The organism is Photobacterium sp. WH77 (assembly GCF_022014395.1).
Lineage (GTDB): Bacteria > Pseudomonadota > Gammaproteobacteria > Enterobacterales > Vibrionaceae > Photobacterium > Photobacterium arenosum.
This window is the reverse complement of sequence record NZ_JAKLTE010000019.1, coordinates 1-17435: the sequence shown is the minus strand read 5'-3', so window position 1 is coordinate 17435 and position 17435 is coordinate 1. Positions and strand designations below refer to the sequence as shown.

Below are 17435 nucleotides of genomic sequence, written 5' to 3'. Positions count from 1 at the left end.
TTTTTCAGGCAGGAGTTTTACTGACTTGCAAGTCAGAATTAAATATATTTGTACTATTTATGCAAAAATTTGAGCTTGAGTAGCATTCTGTCATTCCCTTGTGGCATTTATTTGCCTTTATTTTTCTTTTTGTGAATAGTGAGGACAAAATTACATCAAATCGTTGTTTGGGGCGCGTCAATGCAGCTTAGTCATTTCTCAATCCGCAATAAAATTTTGGTTTTAGGTGGTGCAGTCTCACTGATGTTCGTGATTGCAATGTTATTCATTAAATCAGCTAATGACCGTATTGGCAGTAATTTCAGTGAGTTTTACCAGCATAACTATAAAGTGTCGCAATTGATCAGCCAGATTCGCCAGGCGCAGGCCGATATTATCGGTAATGTCAGGGGGCTGCAGGTGGTGTACCTTCTGGGGTTGTATGAACAAGTGCCTGAATTTAATGCGATTGTCGATAAAAACAGTGCGATCACCCCGGAACTGGTGAAAGAGCTGAAGCAAGACTACAACGGTGACCCTCAGATGTTGGCGGACTTTGAGCAAAAGTTATCGACCTACCAGGCCAATACACTTCAGTTTGTGTCGGATATGGAATCAGCACCTAACCATCAGGCACCTTATCCAGTATTCAGAGCCTTTGTTGACAGCTATGAAGCCCTGAATCTGCAGTTCGATAAAATCCAGCAGGCCAGCGCTCAGATGGCGATTCAGGCCAATCAGGATACCTTGCAGTCAATTAAAACCGCTAATACTGTCTTTTATATCTCCATTATCCTGTCGGTGCTGATTGCGTTTGTATTGAGCCACTGGATTGCGCGAGGTCTGGTTGGCGGGATCAGCCGGGTTAAGGCAACAGCCGAAGCCCTGGCCAGCGGCCATCTGGATGTGCTGTCCAATGTTAAAGGGACAGACGAAGTGGCCCAGCTGAGCAGCGCGATTGACAGCACAGTCAACCGTCTGAACAGTACTGTTGCAGGCATAGTGCGTTCCAGCACACTGGTGACCGAGAACAGCCGTATTTTACAAGATGCCAATAACAATATTCAGGTTGCGGCGGGTGAGGTATCAGAGCATACCATTCAGGCCGTGACGGCGATTGAAGAGCTCTCGACAACCAGTAAGAGTATTGCGGTCAATACCTCAGATTCAGCCAGAGCATCTGATCAGATGATGGGACTGGCGGAAAGGGGCATTGAATCTTCTGAGCACACCCAGTCTGTGGTTCAGCGGCTGGTTGCTACCTTGCAAGATACCTCGGGCGTCGTTAATGAGCTGCATGGCGAATCCCGCAAGATTGAAAGTATTCTGGAAGTGATACGCGGTATTGCTGAACAGACCAACCTGCTGGCCCTGAACGCGGCGATTGAAGCAGCCCGGGCCGGTGAACAGGGACGGGGCTTTGCTGTTGTGGCCGATGAAGTGCGCGGCCTGGCGCAGCGCTCACAAACTTCTGTCAACGAAATTGAGCAGATGCTGGCTCAGCTGCAACAAGCCTGCAGCAGCGCGGTTGACATGATGGCAGACAGCACCACAGAAGCCGATCAGGCCGAAGCGAGGATGTCTGAAACCAATCAGTTACTGGCAGACATCATGAACATGATCAATCAGGTTAATGAGCAGACTCAGCAGATTGCGACGGCAGCGGAAGAGCAGAGCGCGGTTGCCGCCGATATCAGCCAGAATATTCATACGGTGCAGGCGTTGTCGGATAAGACCTCGTCTATCGCCTCTGAAACGGTACAATGCAGCGATGACATGCACCGTGTCAGCCAGGAAGTGGTTGAGCAGGTCAGCTTTTTTCAGGTAGCCAATGCGAGTGAAGGTCACAGCATCAAGGCCAGCTAAAAGAAGCAGCAATAGAACAACGTATTGAAAGTTAATAAAAAATAAGAAACCCGCCAATAAAATTACTGGCGGGTTTTTTCGTACTGTGTAAGACCTAAAGGCCTATTTATAGTAGTGTCAGCGGTTTGCTTTTTCTGTCTTAATGCTGAGATCTGAGCACGAGATAACAATATTGCAGGCCAGTGTACTCACTGGCCCGTGACTCATTGCGTATTCACCCTTTGTGTACTAACGGTTGTGTACTAACGCTGTGTACTAACGGGCGACTTCATCCACCAGATACAAGATCGACTGATAAGGCACACCACTGTGATGCGAGAGGCCGATTTCGCAGGTACGGCTGTTGCTGAAACCACGTCGGCAGTCTGGCGGAATCTGAGCCTTCAATGGTTCCAGCGAGGCGGCGTTAAGCTCAGGGATACTAAATCCTTTATCGCCCGCCCAGCCACAGCACTGAATGTGCTCCGGCACTATCACAGTGCTGACACAGGCTTTGGCCAGTTCCAGCATGTCATCTTCTAGCCCCATTTTGCGGCTGCTGCACGTGATATGCAGCATCACAGTCTCATGCAGACGTTTCAGTTCCAGATGTGGCAACAGATAATGCAGTACCAGCCCAACAGGCTCGACAATATTCATCAGCCGGCTGAAACTTTCCACACTGCGTTTGGCGCAGGGGCTGGCATCAATCAGAATCGGGTATTTGCCCTGTTCACTGGCTTGCCAGAGCGCGTCTTCGAGTTGCTGGCTTTTTTGCGCCGCAGGCTCTGTCATCCCTTTGCTGTCGTAGGGCATACCGCAGCAGAGATCGTTTACCGCCTGAGGGATAACAACATCAAACCCTGCTTTTGAAATCAGTGACAGTGTCACTTCTGTGAGCGGGCGCTGATCCGGGTTATCTGGTTGCTGACCCATAGTGCGGCTGGCACAGGAAGGCAGGTATACCACTTTTTTCTCGCCGTGTGCCGGGCTGCTGCCGGCAGTTTCAATTAACTGATGGTGATTGGCTGCCGGTAATTCTGGCAGCCACTGTGGTGTACTGTTGTGGCTCCAGCGTCTGGTTGCGTTGCTGATCGCTGTCATTCTGTGCTCACCAAGCAGAGACTGGGCAGACTGCGCCACGCCAAGACCGGTTTTCACTAAGCGGGTAGTGGTGGCGAAGTGATCGGCGGTCCAGCGCGCAATCGGCGCAAAGCGCTGATACTTGTCGGTACGCAGTTTTTTGATGAGATCCCCTGTGTTAATGCCCACCGGGCAGCGATCGGCACACAACCCTGTGGCCGCACAGGTGTCAACGCCCTGATACTGAAAGACAGATTCCAGTGCTTTTGCGCCGACTGCGTCTCCGCTGCGATGGCGATGCTGCAGCTCGCGGTATAACACAATGCGCTGACGCGGGGATAAAGACAGCGTCCGCGACGGACAGACAGGTTCACAGAAGCCACACTCAATACAGCGATCCACCAGTTCGTCGGCCGCAGGCATGGGTTTCAGGTGACGAAGATGGGCGTGCGGATCGTCATTGATGATCACCCCAGGATTCAGCAGCCCTTGCGGATCGAACAGCCGCTTGATGCGCTGCATCAGCTGGTAGCCTTCTTTGCCCCATTCCAGCTCGACATAAGGCGCCATGTTGCGGCCGGTGCCATGTTCGGCTTTCAGCGAGCCATGATACTTGACGGCCACCAACTCGGCGACGGCATCCATAAAGGCACCGTAACGGTCGATTTCACTCTGAGCATCAAACCCCTGGGTGAACACAAAGTGCAGATTACCTTCCAGCGCATGGCCAAAAATGATGGCTTCGTGATACCGGAACTGCGCAAACAAGGCCTGTAGATCACGAACGCCTTTAGCCAGATCTGCGACAGGGAAGGCGACATCTTCAATGATGACAGTGGTACCGGTTTCCCGTACCGCTCCCACGGCGGGGAACATGCCTTTGCGGATCGCCCACAGTGTATTGACAGTGGCCGGCTCAGAGGTGAATGGCACAGATTCGATAATGGTAAACGCCGACAAACTGGCCATGATGGCGTCGCACTGACTGAGCAGTTCGTCGCGCGTACCTGCCCGGCTTTCAACCAGCAAGGCGGCGGCTTCCAGATCCAGATGGGCGATAAAATCGGGCATTCCGGCTTTATTGGCAACGGAGCGCATCGCGCGACCGTCCATCATTTCGACGGCGGAGACAGGGATGGTGGCCAGTACTGTGGTCGCTTCACTTGCGTGCTCAATATTACTGAAAACCAGCAAAGCAGAGGCTTTGTGAGGGTGCTCGATAACCGTCTTGTAAGTGATGTCGGAGATAAAGGCCAGCGTGCCTTCCGAGCCGATCATCAGATGTTCAAGAATATCAATAGGATCACTGAAATCGGTCAGTGCATTCAGCGCGTAACCTGTGGTGTTTTTCAGCCGGTACTTATGCTGAATTTTATCTTTCAGTGCCGGGTGAGTGTCGACGTCATTCTTCAGTTCAGACAAATCGCCGAGTAATGAGGCATGGCTGCGGCGGAATGCGGCTTTACTCTCTTCATCGCGGGTGTTCAGTACCGTGCCATCGGTCAGAATAACTGTCATCCCATCTACAGTGCGATAGGAGTTTTGTGCCGTACCGCAGCACATACCACTGGCATTGTTGGCCGCGATCCCGCCAATTTTGCAGGTGTTGATCGAAGCGGGATCCGGCCCGATCTTGCGTCCGTAAGGGGCCAGATAGCGGTTAGCATCCGCGCCGATAACACCGGGTTGCAGGGTAATTTTCAGCCCGTTGTCTTCAATGAGATGGCCTCGCCACTGATCGCTCAGGGTGATCAGTACCGAATCGGAGACTGCCTGTCCCGACAGGCTGGTGCCTGCGGCGCGGTAGGTGTAGGGAATATCCAGCTCGGCGCAGGCGCGAATAACCTCAATGACCTGATTCTGGTTGTGCAGGCGAAGCACTATCTTAGGGATCAGGCGATAGAAGCTGGCATCGGTGCCGTAGGCGAGGCGCTTGGCTTCATCTGTGATGATCTGCTCGGCATTAAGTAGGGTGCCAAGCTGCTGGATCAGCTGCTGGTAGTTGTCCGTCATAGTTGCCCTTGCTCGTAGACGAAAAGTGAAAAAGTCTGATGCTTTTATTTATGAATCATGAAGATACTTTGAGTGTAGCGCGTAACAGCAAACAGACTTTGCTCTTGATCTCAGCTTTCGGTGCTCAGCGGCATTTCTGTTAACAGGGTGTGAACCCTATCGCTTTCCTTATTATCAGAAGAGAAAAACCATAAATTTGTGATCTGAATCTATACTTGAGTGTAACTGACTCTGGTCACCTGCAGAAATTTACCTGACAGCCTCCAACCCAAGGGATTGAGCATGAACTGGTATTTGTACGCACTCAGAAAGTACGCGGTTTTCTCAGGTCGCGCGCAGCGACAGGAGTACTGGTATTTCTTTTTGATCAACCTGGTCGTTACTCTGGCGCTGGGCATAGCAGATAATCTTCTCAATACTCCGGGTGCGGGCGAGGGGACAGGCTTACTGGGCGGTGTGTATTCGCTGGCAGTACTGATTCCTTCTGTCGCGGTAGGGGTTCGACGCTTGCATGACATCGGCAAATCAGGCTGGTGGATGTTACTGAGCCTGATCCCGGTCTTGGGCTTCGTCATTCTGCTCTTTTTCTTTGCCAGAGCGGGCCAGCCCGGCCCGAATGAATACGGCAATAACCCAAAAGAAGAGAACGGAATGGGCCATATGGCGATGTAAGCAGCAGCCGGACATGCCTGGTAACATTCTGTGGGTTACCCTGACGCAGTTTCGTGGTATTTTCCTGTGGCTGATGCTGAAACCTAAGTCAGCGCATCAGATTTTCACGGGTCAGGGTACGAGACAGACGGGCAATCATGCAGTATTTTTTCCGACGACAATTCTTAGCACACTGGGCGTTACTGTTAACGGTCTGGGTGGTGTTTGTGTGTCTGTCGAAAAACACGGCTCTGCTGGCGCTCTGTCCGAATCAACCTGTTGAGGTTGTGCAAATCTTCTCTGTCAGTGAACTGGCTGAGCCTGAAGCGTCGGCAGATTCCTCTGAGTGTGATTTGTCGGAACAACTGCTACAGGTGAAATATCAGCAGCTTGATACTCTCTTCCTGATCCCCATTCTGCTACTGACACTGTTGCTTGCTGGCTTGTTAGGCGCTGGCTGTCTCTCTCCGCCTCCGTCTCGTGAGCCTAAAGTCCCTAAAAGGCGCATTCATCTGACACTTTGTATTTTCCGGGAATAAAACACATAGCATCTGGCGTGATGCCAAAAAATCTGTGTGTTTATTACTTAGGAAAGACAATGCAAAAAAATTTACGATTGACTATCAAATGGCTGACAAGCAGCGGGTTATGGCTGTGCCTGTTATTTATGTCTGTGGCCCAGGCATCAGTCGTCAGCACGGGCTGGCTGAGTGACCCCAATCATCCGCCGGTTGAAACACGCTTTGTGTTAACCGGACAGACAGATGCTGTCAATGGCACAGTGGCCGGTTACCTGGAAGTGCGCTTGCAACAGGGCTGGAAAACCTACTGGCGATCACCCGGCGAAGGGGGCGTGGCACCCAGTATGAACTGGCAGGATTCGGCGAATATTGCCGAACTGGACTGGCAGTGGCCTGTACCGCAAAGGTATGACGTACTCGGTGTGGAAACCATAGGCTATGCTGAGGATGTTATTTTTCCGATGACCATCAAGGTGGAGGATTTTTCTCAGCCTGTGATTCTGCTGGCTACTCTCAGCCTGTCTTCGTGCTCGACGGTTTGTGTGATCACCGATTATCCGATCGATTTGTCCTTTATTCCCTCAGAGCTGACGCCTTCAGAAACTGATATGCGCCGCTATGCACAAGCGTTAAGCACTGTGCCGCAAGCCTCTTCGCTGGCTGAGATCAAGTCAGCGATCTGGGATGCAGAGCAAAGCAAACTGCAGGTAGTTTTGAGCAACGAACAGGGCTGGGTCAAACCTGATCTGTTTATTGATGGTGATTCCGACGCCGTTAAAGACAGCCATTTCTCACGTCCGGACATCAGTATTGAGGGGGAAACCCTGACGGCGCAGATAAGCGTGTCGAGCTGGTTCGGTCAGCCGGATCTCGCCCAGCAAGCGCTCACGGTCACAGTGACAGACGATGCGGTGTTGTCTGAACACAGCCTACAGGTGCAAAGCGGTATCGTTACCGGTCAGGCAGGTCATAGCCTACTGGTCATGTTCGGTCTGGCGCTGCTGGGCGGACTGATCCTCAATATCATGCCGTGCGTGCTGCCGGTGCTGGGCATGAAACTCTCCACCGTGCTGACGGCCGAGAAGCAGGAAAAGCAACAGATCCGACTGCAGTTTCTGGCCTCAGCCGGCGGGATCATCAGCGCATTCTGGCTGATTGCACTGGCACTGGTGGCGCTGAAGCTGTCCGGACAGGCTATCGGCTGGGGGATACAGTTCCAGAGCGGGGCCTTTCTTGCCGTGATGGTACTGGTGACCTTCATGTTTGGTGCCAATATGCTGGGGCTGTTCACCATCAGCCTGCCATCGGGCATCAGTACCTGGCTGGGCACCAAAGGTGGCAAAGGCTATGCCGGGCATTATGCACAAGGTATGTTTGCCACCTTTCTTGCAACGCCCTGTTCTGCGCCGTTTCTCGGTACGGCGGTCGCCTTCGCTCTGGCGGGCAGTATCGGCAATCTGGCCGTGATCTTTACCGGCCTGGGGCTGGGGATGGCACTGCCCTGGATAGCTATCGCATTGTTCCCGTTTATGGTGCGATGGTTACCTAAGCCGGGTGTCTGGATGGGCAAAATGAAAGTCCTGTTCGGGATAATGATGCTGGCGACAACGCTATGGCTGCTGACTCTGCTGGCCCCACACTGGCCGATCTGGTCGCTGTGGCTGGCAGGTATTGCGGGTGTGAGCCTGATTGTGTGGCGATCCGTTAAAGTGTTTGGCGGCAAGCCTGTGGGTGTGCTGGGCAGCGTGTTTCTGCTGTTCAGCGCTGTTGCCCTGCTCGCAGCCAGTCTGACGGCTGAAGAGTGGGCGACACCTTTGCCGCCGGAGCCAAGCTGGCAGCCGCTGATTGCTGCTGATATCAGTAAGCAGGTTGCGCAGGGAAAAACCGTGTTCGTGGATGTGACCGCAGACTGGTGTATCACCTGTAAAGCCAACAAGGTTCGCGTACTGCTGCAGCAGCCAGTTTACGACGCGATTCAGCAACCCGGTCTGGTGCGTATGCAGGGAGACTGGACAATTCCTAATGATGCAGTGACCGCCTATTTACAGGCCAATGGCCGGTTCGGCGTGCCATTTAATATCGTCTACGGCCCGGGTGCCCCTCAGGGTATTGCGTTACCTGTGATTTACACCAGCGAGGATGTAATGCTTGCTATTCAACAGGCTCAGGGAGGATAAGCCAATGAGTGAAGAGCATAAAAGGCACGCGGGGAAGTGGAAAAAGTGGCTGAGAGAAATCCTCTTTTTTACTGTGCTGCTGACTGTGGTTTCAGTGGGGGTCGATCTCTGGCGAAGTCAGTCCGTACCGGATGACGCACCTTTTACCCTGAAAGCGCTCGACATACAGGGTGAGTCGGTTGATATTGCCGCGCTCAGTAAAGAGCAGCCTGTGATAGTGTATTTCTGGGCAACCTGGTGCGGCGTGTGCCGTTTTGTCACCCCGAGTGTTAACTGGCTGAGTCAGTATTATCCAACGATCGGGATTTCTCTGTCGTCCGGTTCTGATCAAAAACTGCAGCAGTATTTTGCCAATAAAGGGCTGGATTTTCAGAATGTTAATGACGAAAAAAATGTGCTGGGTCGTGAATGGGGTGTGGCGTTTACGCCGACTGTGTTTATCGTCCGTGATGGTAAGGTTACCTTTATCACCAGTGGCATCACCACACCGCCGGGCTTGCTGGCAAGGCTCTGGCTGAGCTGAGGATCTGGTTAAGCTGAAGCTGATTGATCGTAAAGCCTGTCTGCCTCATCGGCGGGCAGGCTTTATGCTATCGGGACAGATCCTGCCGACGGCTGAGATCTCTGGCTAAAATCAGCGCCAGCCCGATGATCTGCAGAAATAGCGCGAGGTTTCTCAAACCGGAGATGTGCGCCATCAGGCGGGTGTGCTTATCGGCCAGTGAGAGATTATCGATAAAGAGCTGATTGATCTTTTCTCTGAGCAGTTCCTGTTCGGTATTGAAGGCAGCCATGAGTCCTGTCAGCTTGTCTGTTGCCAGACCGGAAAATGTCGCATTGTGTAATGGTGCCAGTTGATCTTGTATTTCCTGCTGAACCGGGGTGGGAAGTGGCGAGCCGCTTAGCTCACTGAGCGACACTAGGTTCAGCACTAACTCCCGCTTTCGTTCTATCCCTTCAATCTGCTGCCAGGTCAGGCTGATGAGCTTTTCATTATTGTATTGCTGCTGAATGAGCTGGTTGGCATCAACCGTGGCACCGTCGATATAAAAGTTGGTCATCAATGCCGAGACGATATTGAGCAGCAGCCCTGTAGCGACAAGTATCCAGGTAGGAACCGACCATCTGCGCATCAGTTGAATTCCGTAACAACACTCTCTTTAGTATGACCAGGCTGGCGCGGTATTTGTTGCAAGGGTAAGAATGCACGAGAAAAGGGCGTAGTAGCCGTGTTGCATGATTGACTTTTCTTGTCACAGGTATCATTTTTTTAATAGAGGAGTCCATCAGTATTGACCTTCCCCTAAGGGAAAGCTTTAGGGTGTAGGCGTTCAGATATTCATAGGCTGGTTATGCGTCGGAAATCACGTCGGACAATCTGGTTAACCTTATTGACTTCACTGGTACTGGTTGTATCGAGTGTGGTCAATAGCACGCCTTTAATGACCTTCAGTATGATAAGTGACAGCATGGTAATGGCTGAACATCACTGTGCTGGTATGTCTCACACGGCTGACAATGAGCACTCAGCACACAGCGTGCAGATGCCACCCGGTTGCGATCATGATATGACCATGGCTCACACCTGTTGTACCGCAACTTGTAGTACAGCTTTTGTGCTGCCCGTCCAGCATCAGCCTTTTCCTCTTAAGAGCCAGTTAGCTTTGAGACCAGCAGAGAGCGTTGTTTCTGTGGTTTACACTTCCCAGTCCCTTTACCGTCCTCCCATCGCCTGAATCCATTCTTCGTAAGTTGTCTCACCGTGAACTGACGGTGAGTATCGTTTTTCTGCCGCTTTCCGGCAGCAAACAGAATGGATGTTATGGTGAAAAAACATATGCATGCTTTGGCGCTGAGTCTCAGTGCCGCCTGGCTGTACCCGGCATGGCAGTTTCCGGTCTGGGCAGCAGAGACGCTGGCCGTCTCCGCCCACAAGGAAGCTCAGCCAGCATCGTTACAAACCTTGATCGCGCTGGCTGTACGCAATGACGCCAGTCAGGCGCAGCTCGCTGCGCAGTCCAGTGCGTTACGTGAAACGGCCGTCGCCAGTGCCACTCAAATGGATCCCAAACTGAAAGTCGGTGTCGGCGGCTTGCCTGTGGACAGCTTTCAGTTTGATGACGATCCCATGACCAATATTTCAGTCGGGCTGATGCAGCAGTTCGAGCGCGGAGACACGCTTGAACTGCAGGCCAGAAAAGTGCGTCAGCAAGCGGAAGGCGTGGACTGGCAAATTCAGGCCCGGCAAAGGGAGGTCGCCAACAGTATTACCCAACTGTGGCTTGAATTGGGCTATCAGCAATATGCTGAACGCGTGTTAAGGGAAAATCAGCGCCTGATGTCGGAAATGGCCGGTTTTATCCAGACCAATTACGCGATTGGCAAAAGTGAAAGCCAGGACCTGCTTCAGGCCCAGCTTCAGGTGAGTCGGCTGGACGATAAACTTCAGGCCAACCGGCAGAGCCAGCGTAAATTGATGTCGCAGATGTCCGAATGGCTGGGGGCAGACTGGTTGTCGGCGAATGCTTCACTGGCTGCCGGTTATCAACTTGACAGGGCAGCGCTGGACGCTGTGCTGAAGTCGCACAATGGCACGAGTCAGTTTTACTCTTTGCTGGCTCAGCACCCCATGGTGGCAATGACTGAAGCGGCGATTTCAGCCAGTCAGACTCAGGCAGATATCGCTGGCGAAGCTTACAAGCCTCAGTTTGCCGTGGAAGTCATGTACGGCTACCGGCAGGCCAATAATATGCGAGGCGAACCGGCTTCAGATCTGCTCAGTGCTTATCTGACGGTGGATCTTCCGCTGTTTACGGACAACCGGCAGGACAGAAACCGCGCTGCTGCGCATTATCAGGTTGGCGCAGCCAAATCTCAGAAAGACCTGCTCCTTGCTCAGATGAACGCCAGGGTGAATGCCTTGCTGGCTGACAGACAGAGCCAGGCAGAGCGGCTGGAACGTTATCAGAACAGCTTGCTGCCGCAGGCGAAAGAAAGGACCAAAGCCGTGGAACGCGGCTATCAGAATAACACCGCGCAGTTCAGTGATGTGATCAATGCGGCCAGCGATGAACTGGCACTTGAACTGGAGTTGGCACGTTTGACGGCCGATTTCAGCCAGACCAGCAGTACGCTGGCATTTTTGCTGGGTGGTCAAGCCTTGCAAACTCTCGCCCCATCACTGACAGACCAAGGAAAATAAGAATGAAAACAATAACAATTACTGTGCTGGCGCTGCTGATTGGAAGCGCAATCGGCTATGTGGGCAGTCAATACCTCAGCAGCCAGGCTCTGTCAGCCAATAACAGCGACTCATCAGCGGATACACCCAAAGCCCCACTGTACTGGGTGGCACCTATGGACCCCAACTACCGGCGAGATCAGCCGGGAAAGTCGCCGATGGGGATGGATTTGATCCCGGTTTATGAAGAAGACCAAGGCGGTTCGAAAAGTAAACCGGGCACGGTACGTATTGATCCGGCGGTGGAAAACAACCTTGGCGTGAAAACGGCTGCGGTGTCTGTCCAGCCACTGTCGCCCAGAATTGAAACCGTCGGGTATGTCGCTTTTGATGAAAGGCACTTGTGGCAAACCAACGTGCGTGTCAGCGGCTGGGTGGAGAACCTTTACATCAATGCGGTTGGTGAGCAGGTGAAGCAAGGAGATGTACTCTTCACCCTGTATTCACCGGAACTGGTCAAAGCCCAGGAAGAGCTATTGAATGCATACCGCACTAAACGTGATGGCCTGATTAAAGGCGCCTATGAGCGCTTGGTGTCGCTGGGAGTTGATAAGGCACAAATTCAGGCCATCGCCAGAAGTGGCAAAGCGGTACAAACAGTGAAAGTGAAGGCCCCGGCAGACGGGGTGATCGCCAGCCTGAATGTCCGTGAAGGGGCGTATCTGTCACCGGCGCAGTCGGTGATCAGCGCAGGGCCCTTGAATACTGTCTGGGTCGATGCCGAGGTGTTTGAACGCCAGGCGCATTGGATAAAAACAGGCAGTAAAGCCACCATGACGCTGGATGCCCTGCCGGGCAAAGCGTGGCAGGGGCGTGTGGATTATGTCTATCCCATTCTTGACCCAGCTACCCGTACTCTGCGGATGCGGCTGAATTTCAACAATGCAGCGGGCGAACTCAAACCCAATATGTTTGCCAACATCGTGCTGGAGCCCGAGACAGACAAAGCGGTGATGACGATTCCGGCCTCTGCGGTGATTCGCTCCGGCGGTATGACGCGCGTGGTGTTGTCAGAAGGTGAGGGGAAATATCGCTCTGCCCGGATAGAAGTGGGCCGCCAGGCGGCAGAACAGATTGAAGTCCTGCAGGGATTAAGCCTGCAGGACAGTGTTGTGACCTCTGCACATTTCTTGCTGGACTCAGAATCCAGTCAGTCGGCAGATCTGGCACGCATCAACGGTGTTGAACCTGAACAAGCCACAGTCTGGGCAACCGGTGAAATTACCGAGGTGATGGCCGATCACAAGATGCTGACGATAAACCATCAGCCTGTACCGGAATGGGACTGGCCGGGCATGGTGATGAATTTCACTCTGGCTGAAAGCCTGGAAATGGCACCGCTGAAGACGGGACAGACACTGGATTTCGAAATTACCAAACTAGAATCCGGCCAGTATCAGGTGGTGGATTTCAACGTCAAGGATCAGCCTGCTGCCCGGGAAATCTGGGTAAAAGGTGATATTACAATGCTGATGGCGGATTTCGGGATGATCACTCTGTCACATTCAGCGGTGCCCGAATGGCAATGGCAGCCGGGCGAAATGAACTTCACCGTCGATGACAGTATCGATCTGTCTGCGTTTACAGAAGGACAAACCGTCCGCTTTCTGATTGTCCGCAACGGCAGTGAGTACAGCCTGAAACAACTGAATGCGGCCGGGGGTGAGCAATGATAGCTGCCATTATTCGCTGGTCACTCCACAACCGTTTTCTGGTGCTGATAGCGGCCCTGTTCCTGACATTGGCGGGCCTGTACAGCGTTAAAAATACCCCGGTCGATGCACTGCCGGATTTATCCGATGTACAGGTGATCATCAAAACCAGCTACCCGGGACAGGCACCGCAAGTGGTGGAAGATCAGGTGACGTATCCGCTGACCACCGCCATGCTGGCAGTGCCGGGTGCCGATACGGTCCGTGGCTATTCCTTCTTTGGCGACTCGTACGTTTATATCATTTTCAACGATGATACCGACATGTACTGGGCACGTTCCCGGGTGCTGGAATACCTCAGCCAGGTTGCGCCTAAGCTGCCGGCGAACGCGAAACCGACCCTGGGCCCGGATGCGACCGGCGTTGGCTGGGTATACAGTTATGTGCTGCAGGATAAAACCGGCCAGCACGATCTGGCTGAGCTGCGCAGTCTGCAGGACTGGTTTCTGAAGTATGAACTGCAAACCGTCAATGGGGTGTCGGAAGTGGCCACAGTCGGTGGCATGGTGAAGCAGTATCAGGTGCAGATAGATCCAGCCAAGCTGCGCGCTTACGGGTTGACGCTTCAGCAGGTTAACAACGCCATTCAGAGTGGTAATCAGGAAGTTGGCGCGTCGGTTATCGAAGTGGCCGAAGCCGAGCACATGGTCAGAACAACCGGCTACCTGACCGGTGTTGACGATCTGAAAGCGTTGCCACTGAAAACCACAGCCAAAGGCACCCCCTTGCTGCTGGGAGATATCGCCGATATCAACATTGGCCCGCAGATGCGACGCGGCATTTCCGAGCTGAACGGCGTAGGTGAAGCGGTAGGCGGTGTGATTGTGATGCGCTATGGCGAGAACGCCAGTCAGGTAATTGAGGCGGTGAAAGCCAAACTGGCAGCACTGCAGCGCAGCTTGCCGGACGGTGTCGAGATAGTGCCCACTTATGACCGTTCAACCCTGATTAACGCCGCGGTTGAGAATCTGTGGCAGAAACTGGCGGAAGAGTTCATCGTGGTGGCGGTTGTTTGCGCCATCTTCCTGTTCCACATCCGCTCCTCACTGGTGATAGCTATCAGTCTGCCGGTCGGTATTTTAGCGGCCTTTGTCGTCATGCACTGGCAGGGGATCAACGCCAATATCATGTCGCTCGGCGGAATTGCGATTGCTATCGGGGCGATGGTCGATGGCGCGATTGTGATGATTGAAAATGTGCACAAGCACATCGAGCGCACACCGCTGACAGATCAGAACCGCTGGCAGGTGATCGGCAAAGCGGCAGAAGAAGTCGGTGCGCCTTTGTTTTTCTCCTTGCTGATCATCACCCTGAGCTTCGTGCCTGTGTTTGCGCTGGAAGGCCAGGAAGGCAAGATGTTCTCGCCGCTGGCTTACACAAAAACCTATGCCATGGCCGCAGCCGCCGGACTGGCGATCACGCTGGTTCCGGTTCTGATGGGCTACTTTATTCGCGGTAAGGTGTTGCCTGAGCACAAAAACCCGGCCAACCGCGGGCTGGTGGCCCTGTACCGGCCGTTGCTGAATCTCAGTCTGGCTTATCCTAAAGCCGTGATTGTAGTGGCACTGGCGCTGCTGGCTTCGGCTTACTACCCGGCCGCCAGAATGGGCAGTGAGTTCATTCCGCCGCTGGACGAGGGCGATCTGATGTACATGCCAACCACCTATCCTGGCATTTCCGTTGGCAAGGCGCGTGAGCTGCTGCAGCAAACCAACAAGCTGATCAAAACCGTGCCGGAAGTGGAAACCGTGTGGGGCAAGATTGGCCGGGCAGAAACCGCGACCGATCCCGCGCCGCTGACTATGATAGAAACCGTGATTCAGCTCAAACCGCGCGATCAGTGGCGCGAGGGCGTGACGACAGAATCGCTGCGCAAAACCTTCGACGATCTGGTGCAGTTTCCCGGCCTGACCAATGCCTGGGTGATGCCGATAAAAACCCGCATCGATATGCTGGCAACGGGTATCAAAACCCCGATAGGCATCAAAATTGCGGGGCCGGATCTGAAAACAATAGAAACCATCGGCGCGCAGATTGAGCCCATCCTCAACGCGATAGCGGGCACAGCTTCTGTCTATGCCGAGCGGGTTGCCGGCGGGCGCTATGTCACCATTGATATCAAGCGCCGCCAGGCCGCGCGTTACGGATTGAACATCCAGGACGTTCAGCAGGTGATTGCCTCTGCAATTGGCGGTGTGAACGTCGGCGAAACCATTGAAGGGCTGGAGCGTTATCCGATCAATGTCCGCTACCCGCAGGACTATCGGGATTCCGTGGTGAAACTGCAGAATCTGCCACTGGTCACACCTAACGGCGCCCGGATTGCCCTCGCCGATGTGGCCGATATTCGCTACGAAGACGGGCCGCCGATGATCAAAACAGAAAATGCCCGCCCCAACGGCTGGGTGTTTGTGGATATTGAAGATCGTGATCTGGGCTCTTACGTTGCCGAAGCCAGAGAGATTGTGGCCCGCGAACTGTCGTTGCCAGCCGGTTATTCACTGACCTGGTCCGGGCAGTATGAATATATGGAACGGGCTAAGGCAAAACTCAGTGTGGTTACGCCTGTTACGCTGATGATCATTATGCTGCTGCTGTATTTCAGCTTCCGGCGGGTAGGGGAAGTGCTGGTCATTATGGCCACCCTGCCGCTGGCAATGGTGGGTGGCGTCTGGCTGATGTATCTCCTGCAATACAACTTCTCGATTGCGGTAGGCGTCGGGTTTATCGCATTGGCAGGCGTGGCGGTAGAGATTGGCGTCATCATGTTGGTGTATCTCAATCAGGCCTGGCACTGGCGCAAATTACAGGCAGAAGAGCAGCAGAATCACCTGCAGCCACAGGATCTGACTGACGCTATCCGGGAAGGGGCCGGGCTGCGTGTCCGCCCTGTGATGATGACAGTTCTAACAGTCATCATTGGCTTGATTCCCATTATGTACGGCTCAGGCACAGGATCGGAAGTCATGCAGCGTATTGCCGCACCTATGATTGGCGGCATGGCGTCAGCCTTGCTTCTCACCTTGCTGGTGCTGCCCGCCATTTTCAAGCTGTGGAAGCAGCGCGAAGTGACATCAAACCGTTAACTATCTTTGCCTTTCTCCTGCCCGGCGGGAGAAGGGCACAAAGGTAAACACATCAGAATAATTATGCTGAACACAAAGGAAATACAGATGAAAAAAACAGTACTCGCCCTTATCATGACACTGGCCTCGACGCCTGTCCTTGCGGATGAAATGGGCCACGGCTCGATGGACCACGGTTCGATGGATCATTCGAAAATGGACCACAGTAAAATGGATCATTCAGGGATGAAAATGGATGGCATGAACATGGAAGACATGTCTGCTGTCGGTATGCCCGCCAAAGGCGCCAAACCCGACAAAGTGGTTCACGTTATTCTCTCCGATGACATGAAGATCCGCTTTAAGAAAGACGTGCAGATCGAAGCCAACGATGTCGTGCAGTTTGTCGTAATGAACACAGGCAAGATCGACCATGAGTTCTCCATCGGCTCAATGAAAGAACAACTCAAACACCGGGAAATGATGCGCAACATGACAACCGGCCATGATCACGACAGCGGCTCAACCGTGACGGTAAAACCGGGTAAAGCCAAAACCCTGCTCTGGCACTTCCACGGTGAACCAGAGGTCGAGCTCGCCTGCAACATCCCCGGCCACGCCGAAGCCGGTATGGTGAAAAGCATCATGGTGCAGTAATCCAACCCCGTCAACAGCTTACACTCCACCTACCCAAGGAGGCACCGCCTCCTTTTTTCACGCCGCAGAACTTGCCCTAATGCACAGATATGCAACTCAAAACACACCAAAGCGTGAAACAGCAGCCATATCTGAATATCATATATAAGCGTCAAATTTCTATCATACGATTCACTTCAATGTGAAGGGCGGTAGCGTGTCTGATGAAGAAATTTACGTGATTGTTGATGAATCGGCGGTGGTCTTTCAGTCATATTTGAACGGCTGTAAATGAACAGACCTGAGACTATAGAATATCGCTTTATTATTTCGAATCACTTGTCGCTGATTGATGATACAACGAACATGAATGATGAAATCATATGTGAATCAGTTACATAGAACTTTATGCAAAAGCGAAAGATAAGACATCATATCGTTTATCTTAGTGATGCCATTATATGGTGATGTCATAGAATTTCTTTAGTATCAGATGATTATGTATAAATCTA

The 17435-nt window shown here is 52.9% G+C and carries 11 protein-coding genes; 9 read left to right on the top strand and 2 right to left on the bottom strand.

All coding sequences use genetic code 11. From position 1 onward, the window contains the following. The first annotated feature begins 180 nt into the window (after positions 1–180). Positions 181–1845 (top strand): methyl-accepting chemotaxis protein, encoded by a 1665-nt coding sequence (locus L6J37_RS16735; protein WP_192017479.1) that lies wholly within the window; start codon positions 181–183, stop codon positions 1843–1845. Positions 1846–2100: 255 nt separating this feature from the next. Here L6J37_RS16735 and L6J37_RS16730 read toward each other — a convergent pair whose 3' ends face one another. Then, on the bottom strand, positions 2101–4920 hold the full coding sequence (locus L6J37_RS16730; RefSeq protein ID WP_237795979.1) for an FAD-binding and (Fe-S)-binding domain-containing protein: 2820 nt from the start codon (positions 4918–4920) through the stop codon (positions 2101–2103). A 282-nt stretch (positions 4921–5202) separates the two neighbouring features. Between L6J37_RS16730 and L6J37_RS16725 the strand changes: the two genes are divergently transcribed. The 4 genes from L6J37_RS16725 (at position 5203) to L6J37_RS16710 (ending at position 8792) form a co-directional block, all read left to right on the top strand. Continuing rightward, positions 5203–5592 carry a DUF805 domain-containing protein gene (locus tag L6J37_RS16725; protein ID WP_237795978.1) on the top strand — a complete coding sequence of 130 codons (390 nt, stop codon included), beginning with the start codon at positions 5203–5205 and terminating at the stop codon, positions 5590–5592. Positions 5593–5729: 137 nt separating this feature from the next. Then, positions 5730–6110, top strand: a complete 381-nt coding sequence (locus tag L6J37_RS16720) for a hypothetical protein (RefSeq protein ID WP_237795977.1) — start codon at positions 5730–5732, stop codon at positions 6108–6110. Between the two features lie 59 nt (positions 6111–6169). After that, complete coding sequence (locus L6J37_RS16715; protein ID WP_237795976.1) at positions 6170–8269, top strand: protein-disulfide reductase DsbD family protein; 2100 nt, start codon at positions 6170–6172, stop codon at positions 8267–8269. 4 nt (positions 8270–8273) lie between these two features. Continuing rightward, positions 8274–8792, top strand: a complete 519-nt coding sequence (locus L6J37_RS16710) for a protein disulfide oxidoreductase (protein WP_237795975.1) — start codon at positions 8274–8276, stop codon at positions 8790–8792. A 67-nt stretch (positions 8793–8859) separates the two neighbouring features. Here L6J37_RS16710 and L6J37_RS16705 read toward each other — a convergent pair whose 3' ends face one another. Further along, complete coding sequence (locus tag L6J37_RS16705; RefSeq protein WP_237795973.1) at positions 8860–9402, bottom strand: hypothetical protein; 543 nt, start codon at positions 9400–9402, stop codon at positions 8860–8862. A 692-nt stretch (positions 9403–10094) separates the two neighbouring features. On the opposite strand from L6J37_RS16705, the gene L6J37_RS16700 reads away from it, so the two are divergent. The 4 genes from L6J37_RS16700 (at position 10095) to copI (ending at position 16944) form a co-directional block, all read left to right on the top strand. Beyond that, entirely contained in the window at positions 10095–11471 is a 1377-nt protein-coding gene (locus L6J37_RS16700; protein WP_237796026.1) for a TolC family protein, read from the top strand. Between the two features lie 2 nt (positions 11472–11473). After that, positions 11474–13183, top strand: a complete 1710-nt coding sequence (locus L6J37_RS16695; RefSeq protein WP_237795970.1) for an efflux RND transporter periplasmic adaptor subunit — start codon at positions 11474–11476, stop codon at positions 13181–13183. Beyond that, positions 13180–16308, top strand: a complete 3129-nt coding sequence (locus tag L6J37_RS16690; RefSeq protein WP_237795968.1) for an efflux RND transporter permease subunit — start codon at positions 13180–13182, stop codon at positions 16306–16308. The genes L6J37_RS16695 and L6J37_RS16690 overlap by 4 nt, the downstream gene beginning before the upstream one ends. Before the next feature lie 87 nt (positions 16309–16395). Then, positions 16396–16944, top strand: a complete 549-nt coding sequence (gene copI, locus L6J37_RS16685) for a copper-resistant cuproprotein CopI (RefSeq protein ID WP_237795966.1) — start codon at positions 16396–16398, stop codon at positions 16942–16944. Positions 16945–17435: the final 491 nt, after the last annotated feature.

Coding starts and splice junctions, on each gene's coding strand:
- L6J37_RS16735 (WP_192017479.1), top strand. CDS start 181: ATGCAGCTTAGTCATTTCTCAATCCGCAATAAAATTTTGGTTTTAGGT.
- L6J37_RS16730 (WP_237795979.1), bottom strand. CDS start 4,920: ATGACGGACAACTACCAGCAGCTGATCCAGCAGCTTGGCACCCTACTT.
- L6J37_RS16725 (WP_237795978.1), top strand. CDS start 5,203: ATGAACTGGTATTTGTACGCACTCAGAAAGTACGCGGTTTTCTCAGGT.
- L6J37_RS16720 (WP_237795977.1), top strand. CDS start 5,730: ATGCAGTATTTTTTCCGACGACAATTCTTAGCACACTGGGCGTTACTG.
- L6J37_RS16715 (WP_237795976.1), top strand. CDS start 6,170: ATGCAAAAAAATTTACGATTGACTATCAAATGGCTGACAAGCAGCGGG.
- L6J37_RS16710 (WP_237795975.1), top strand. CDS start 8,274: ATGAGTGAAGAGCATAAAAGGCACGCGGGGAAGTGGAAAAAGTGGCTG.
- L6J37_RS16705 (WP_237795973.1), bottom strand. CDS start 9,402: ATGCGCAGATGGTCGGTTCCTACCTGGATACTTGTCGCTACAGGGCTG.
- L6J37_RS16695 (WP_237795970.1), top strand. CDS start 11,474: ATGAAAACAATAACAATTACTGTGCTGGCGCTGCTGATTGGAAGCGCA.
- L6J37_RS16690 (WP_237795968.1), top strand. CDS start 13,180: ATGATAGCTGCCATTATTCGCTGGTCACTCCACAACCGTTTTCTGGTG.
- copI (WP_237795966.1), top strand. CDS start 16,396: ATGAAAAAAACAGTACTCGCCCTTATCATGACACTGGCCTCGACGCCT.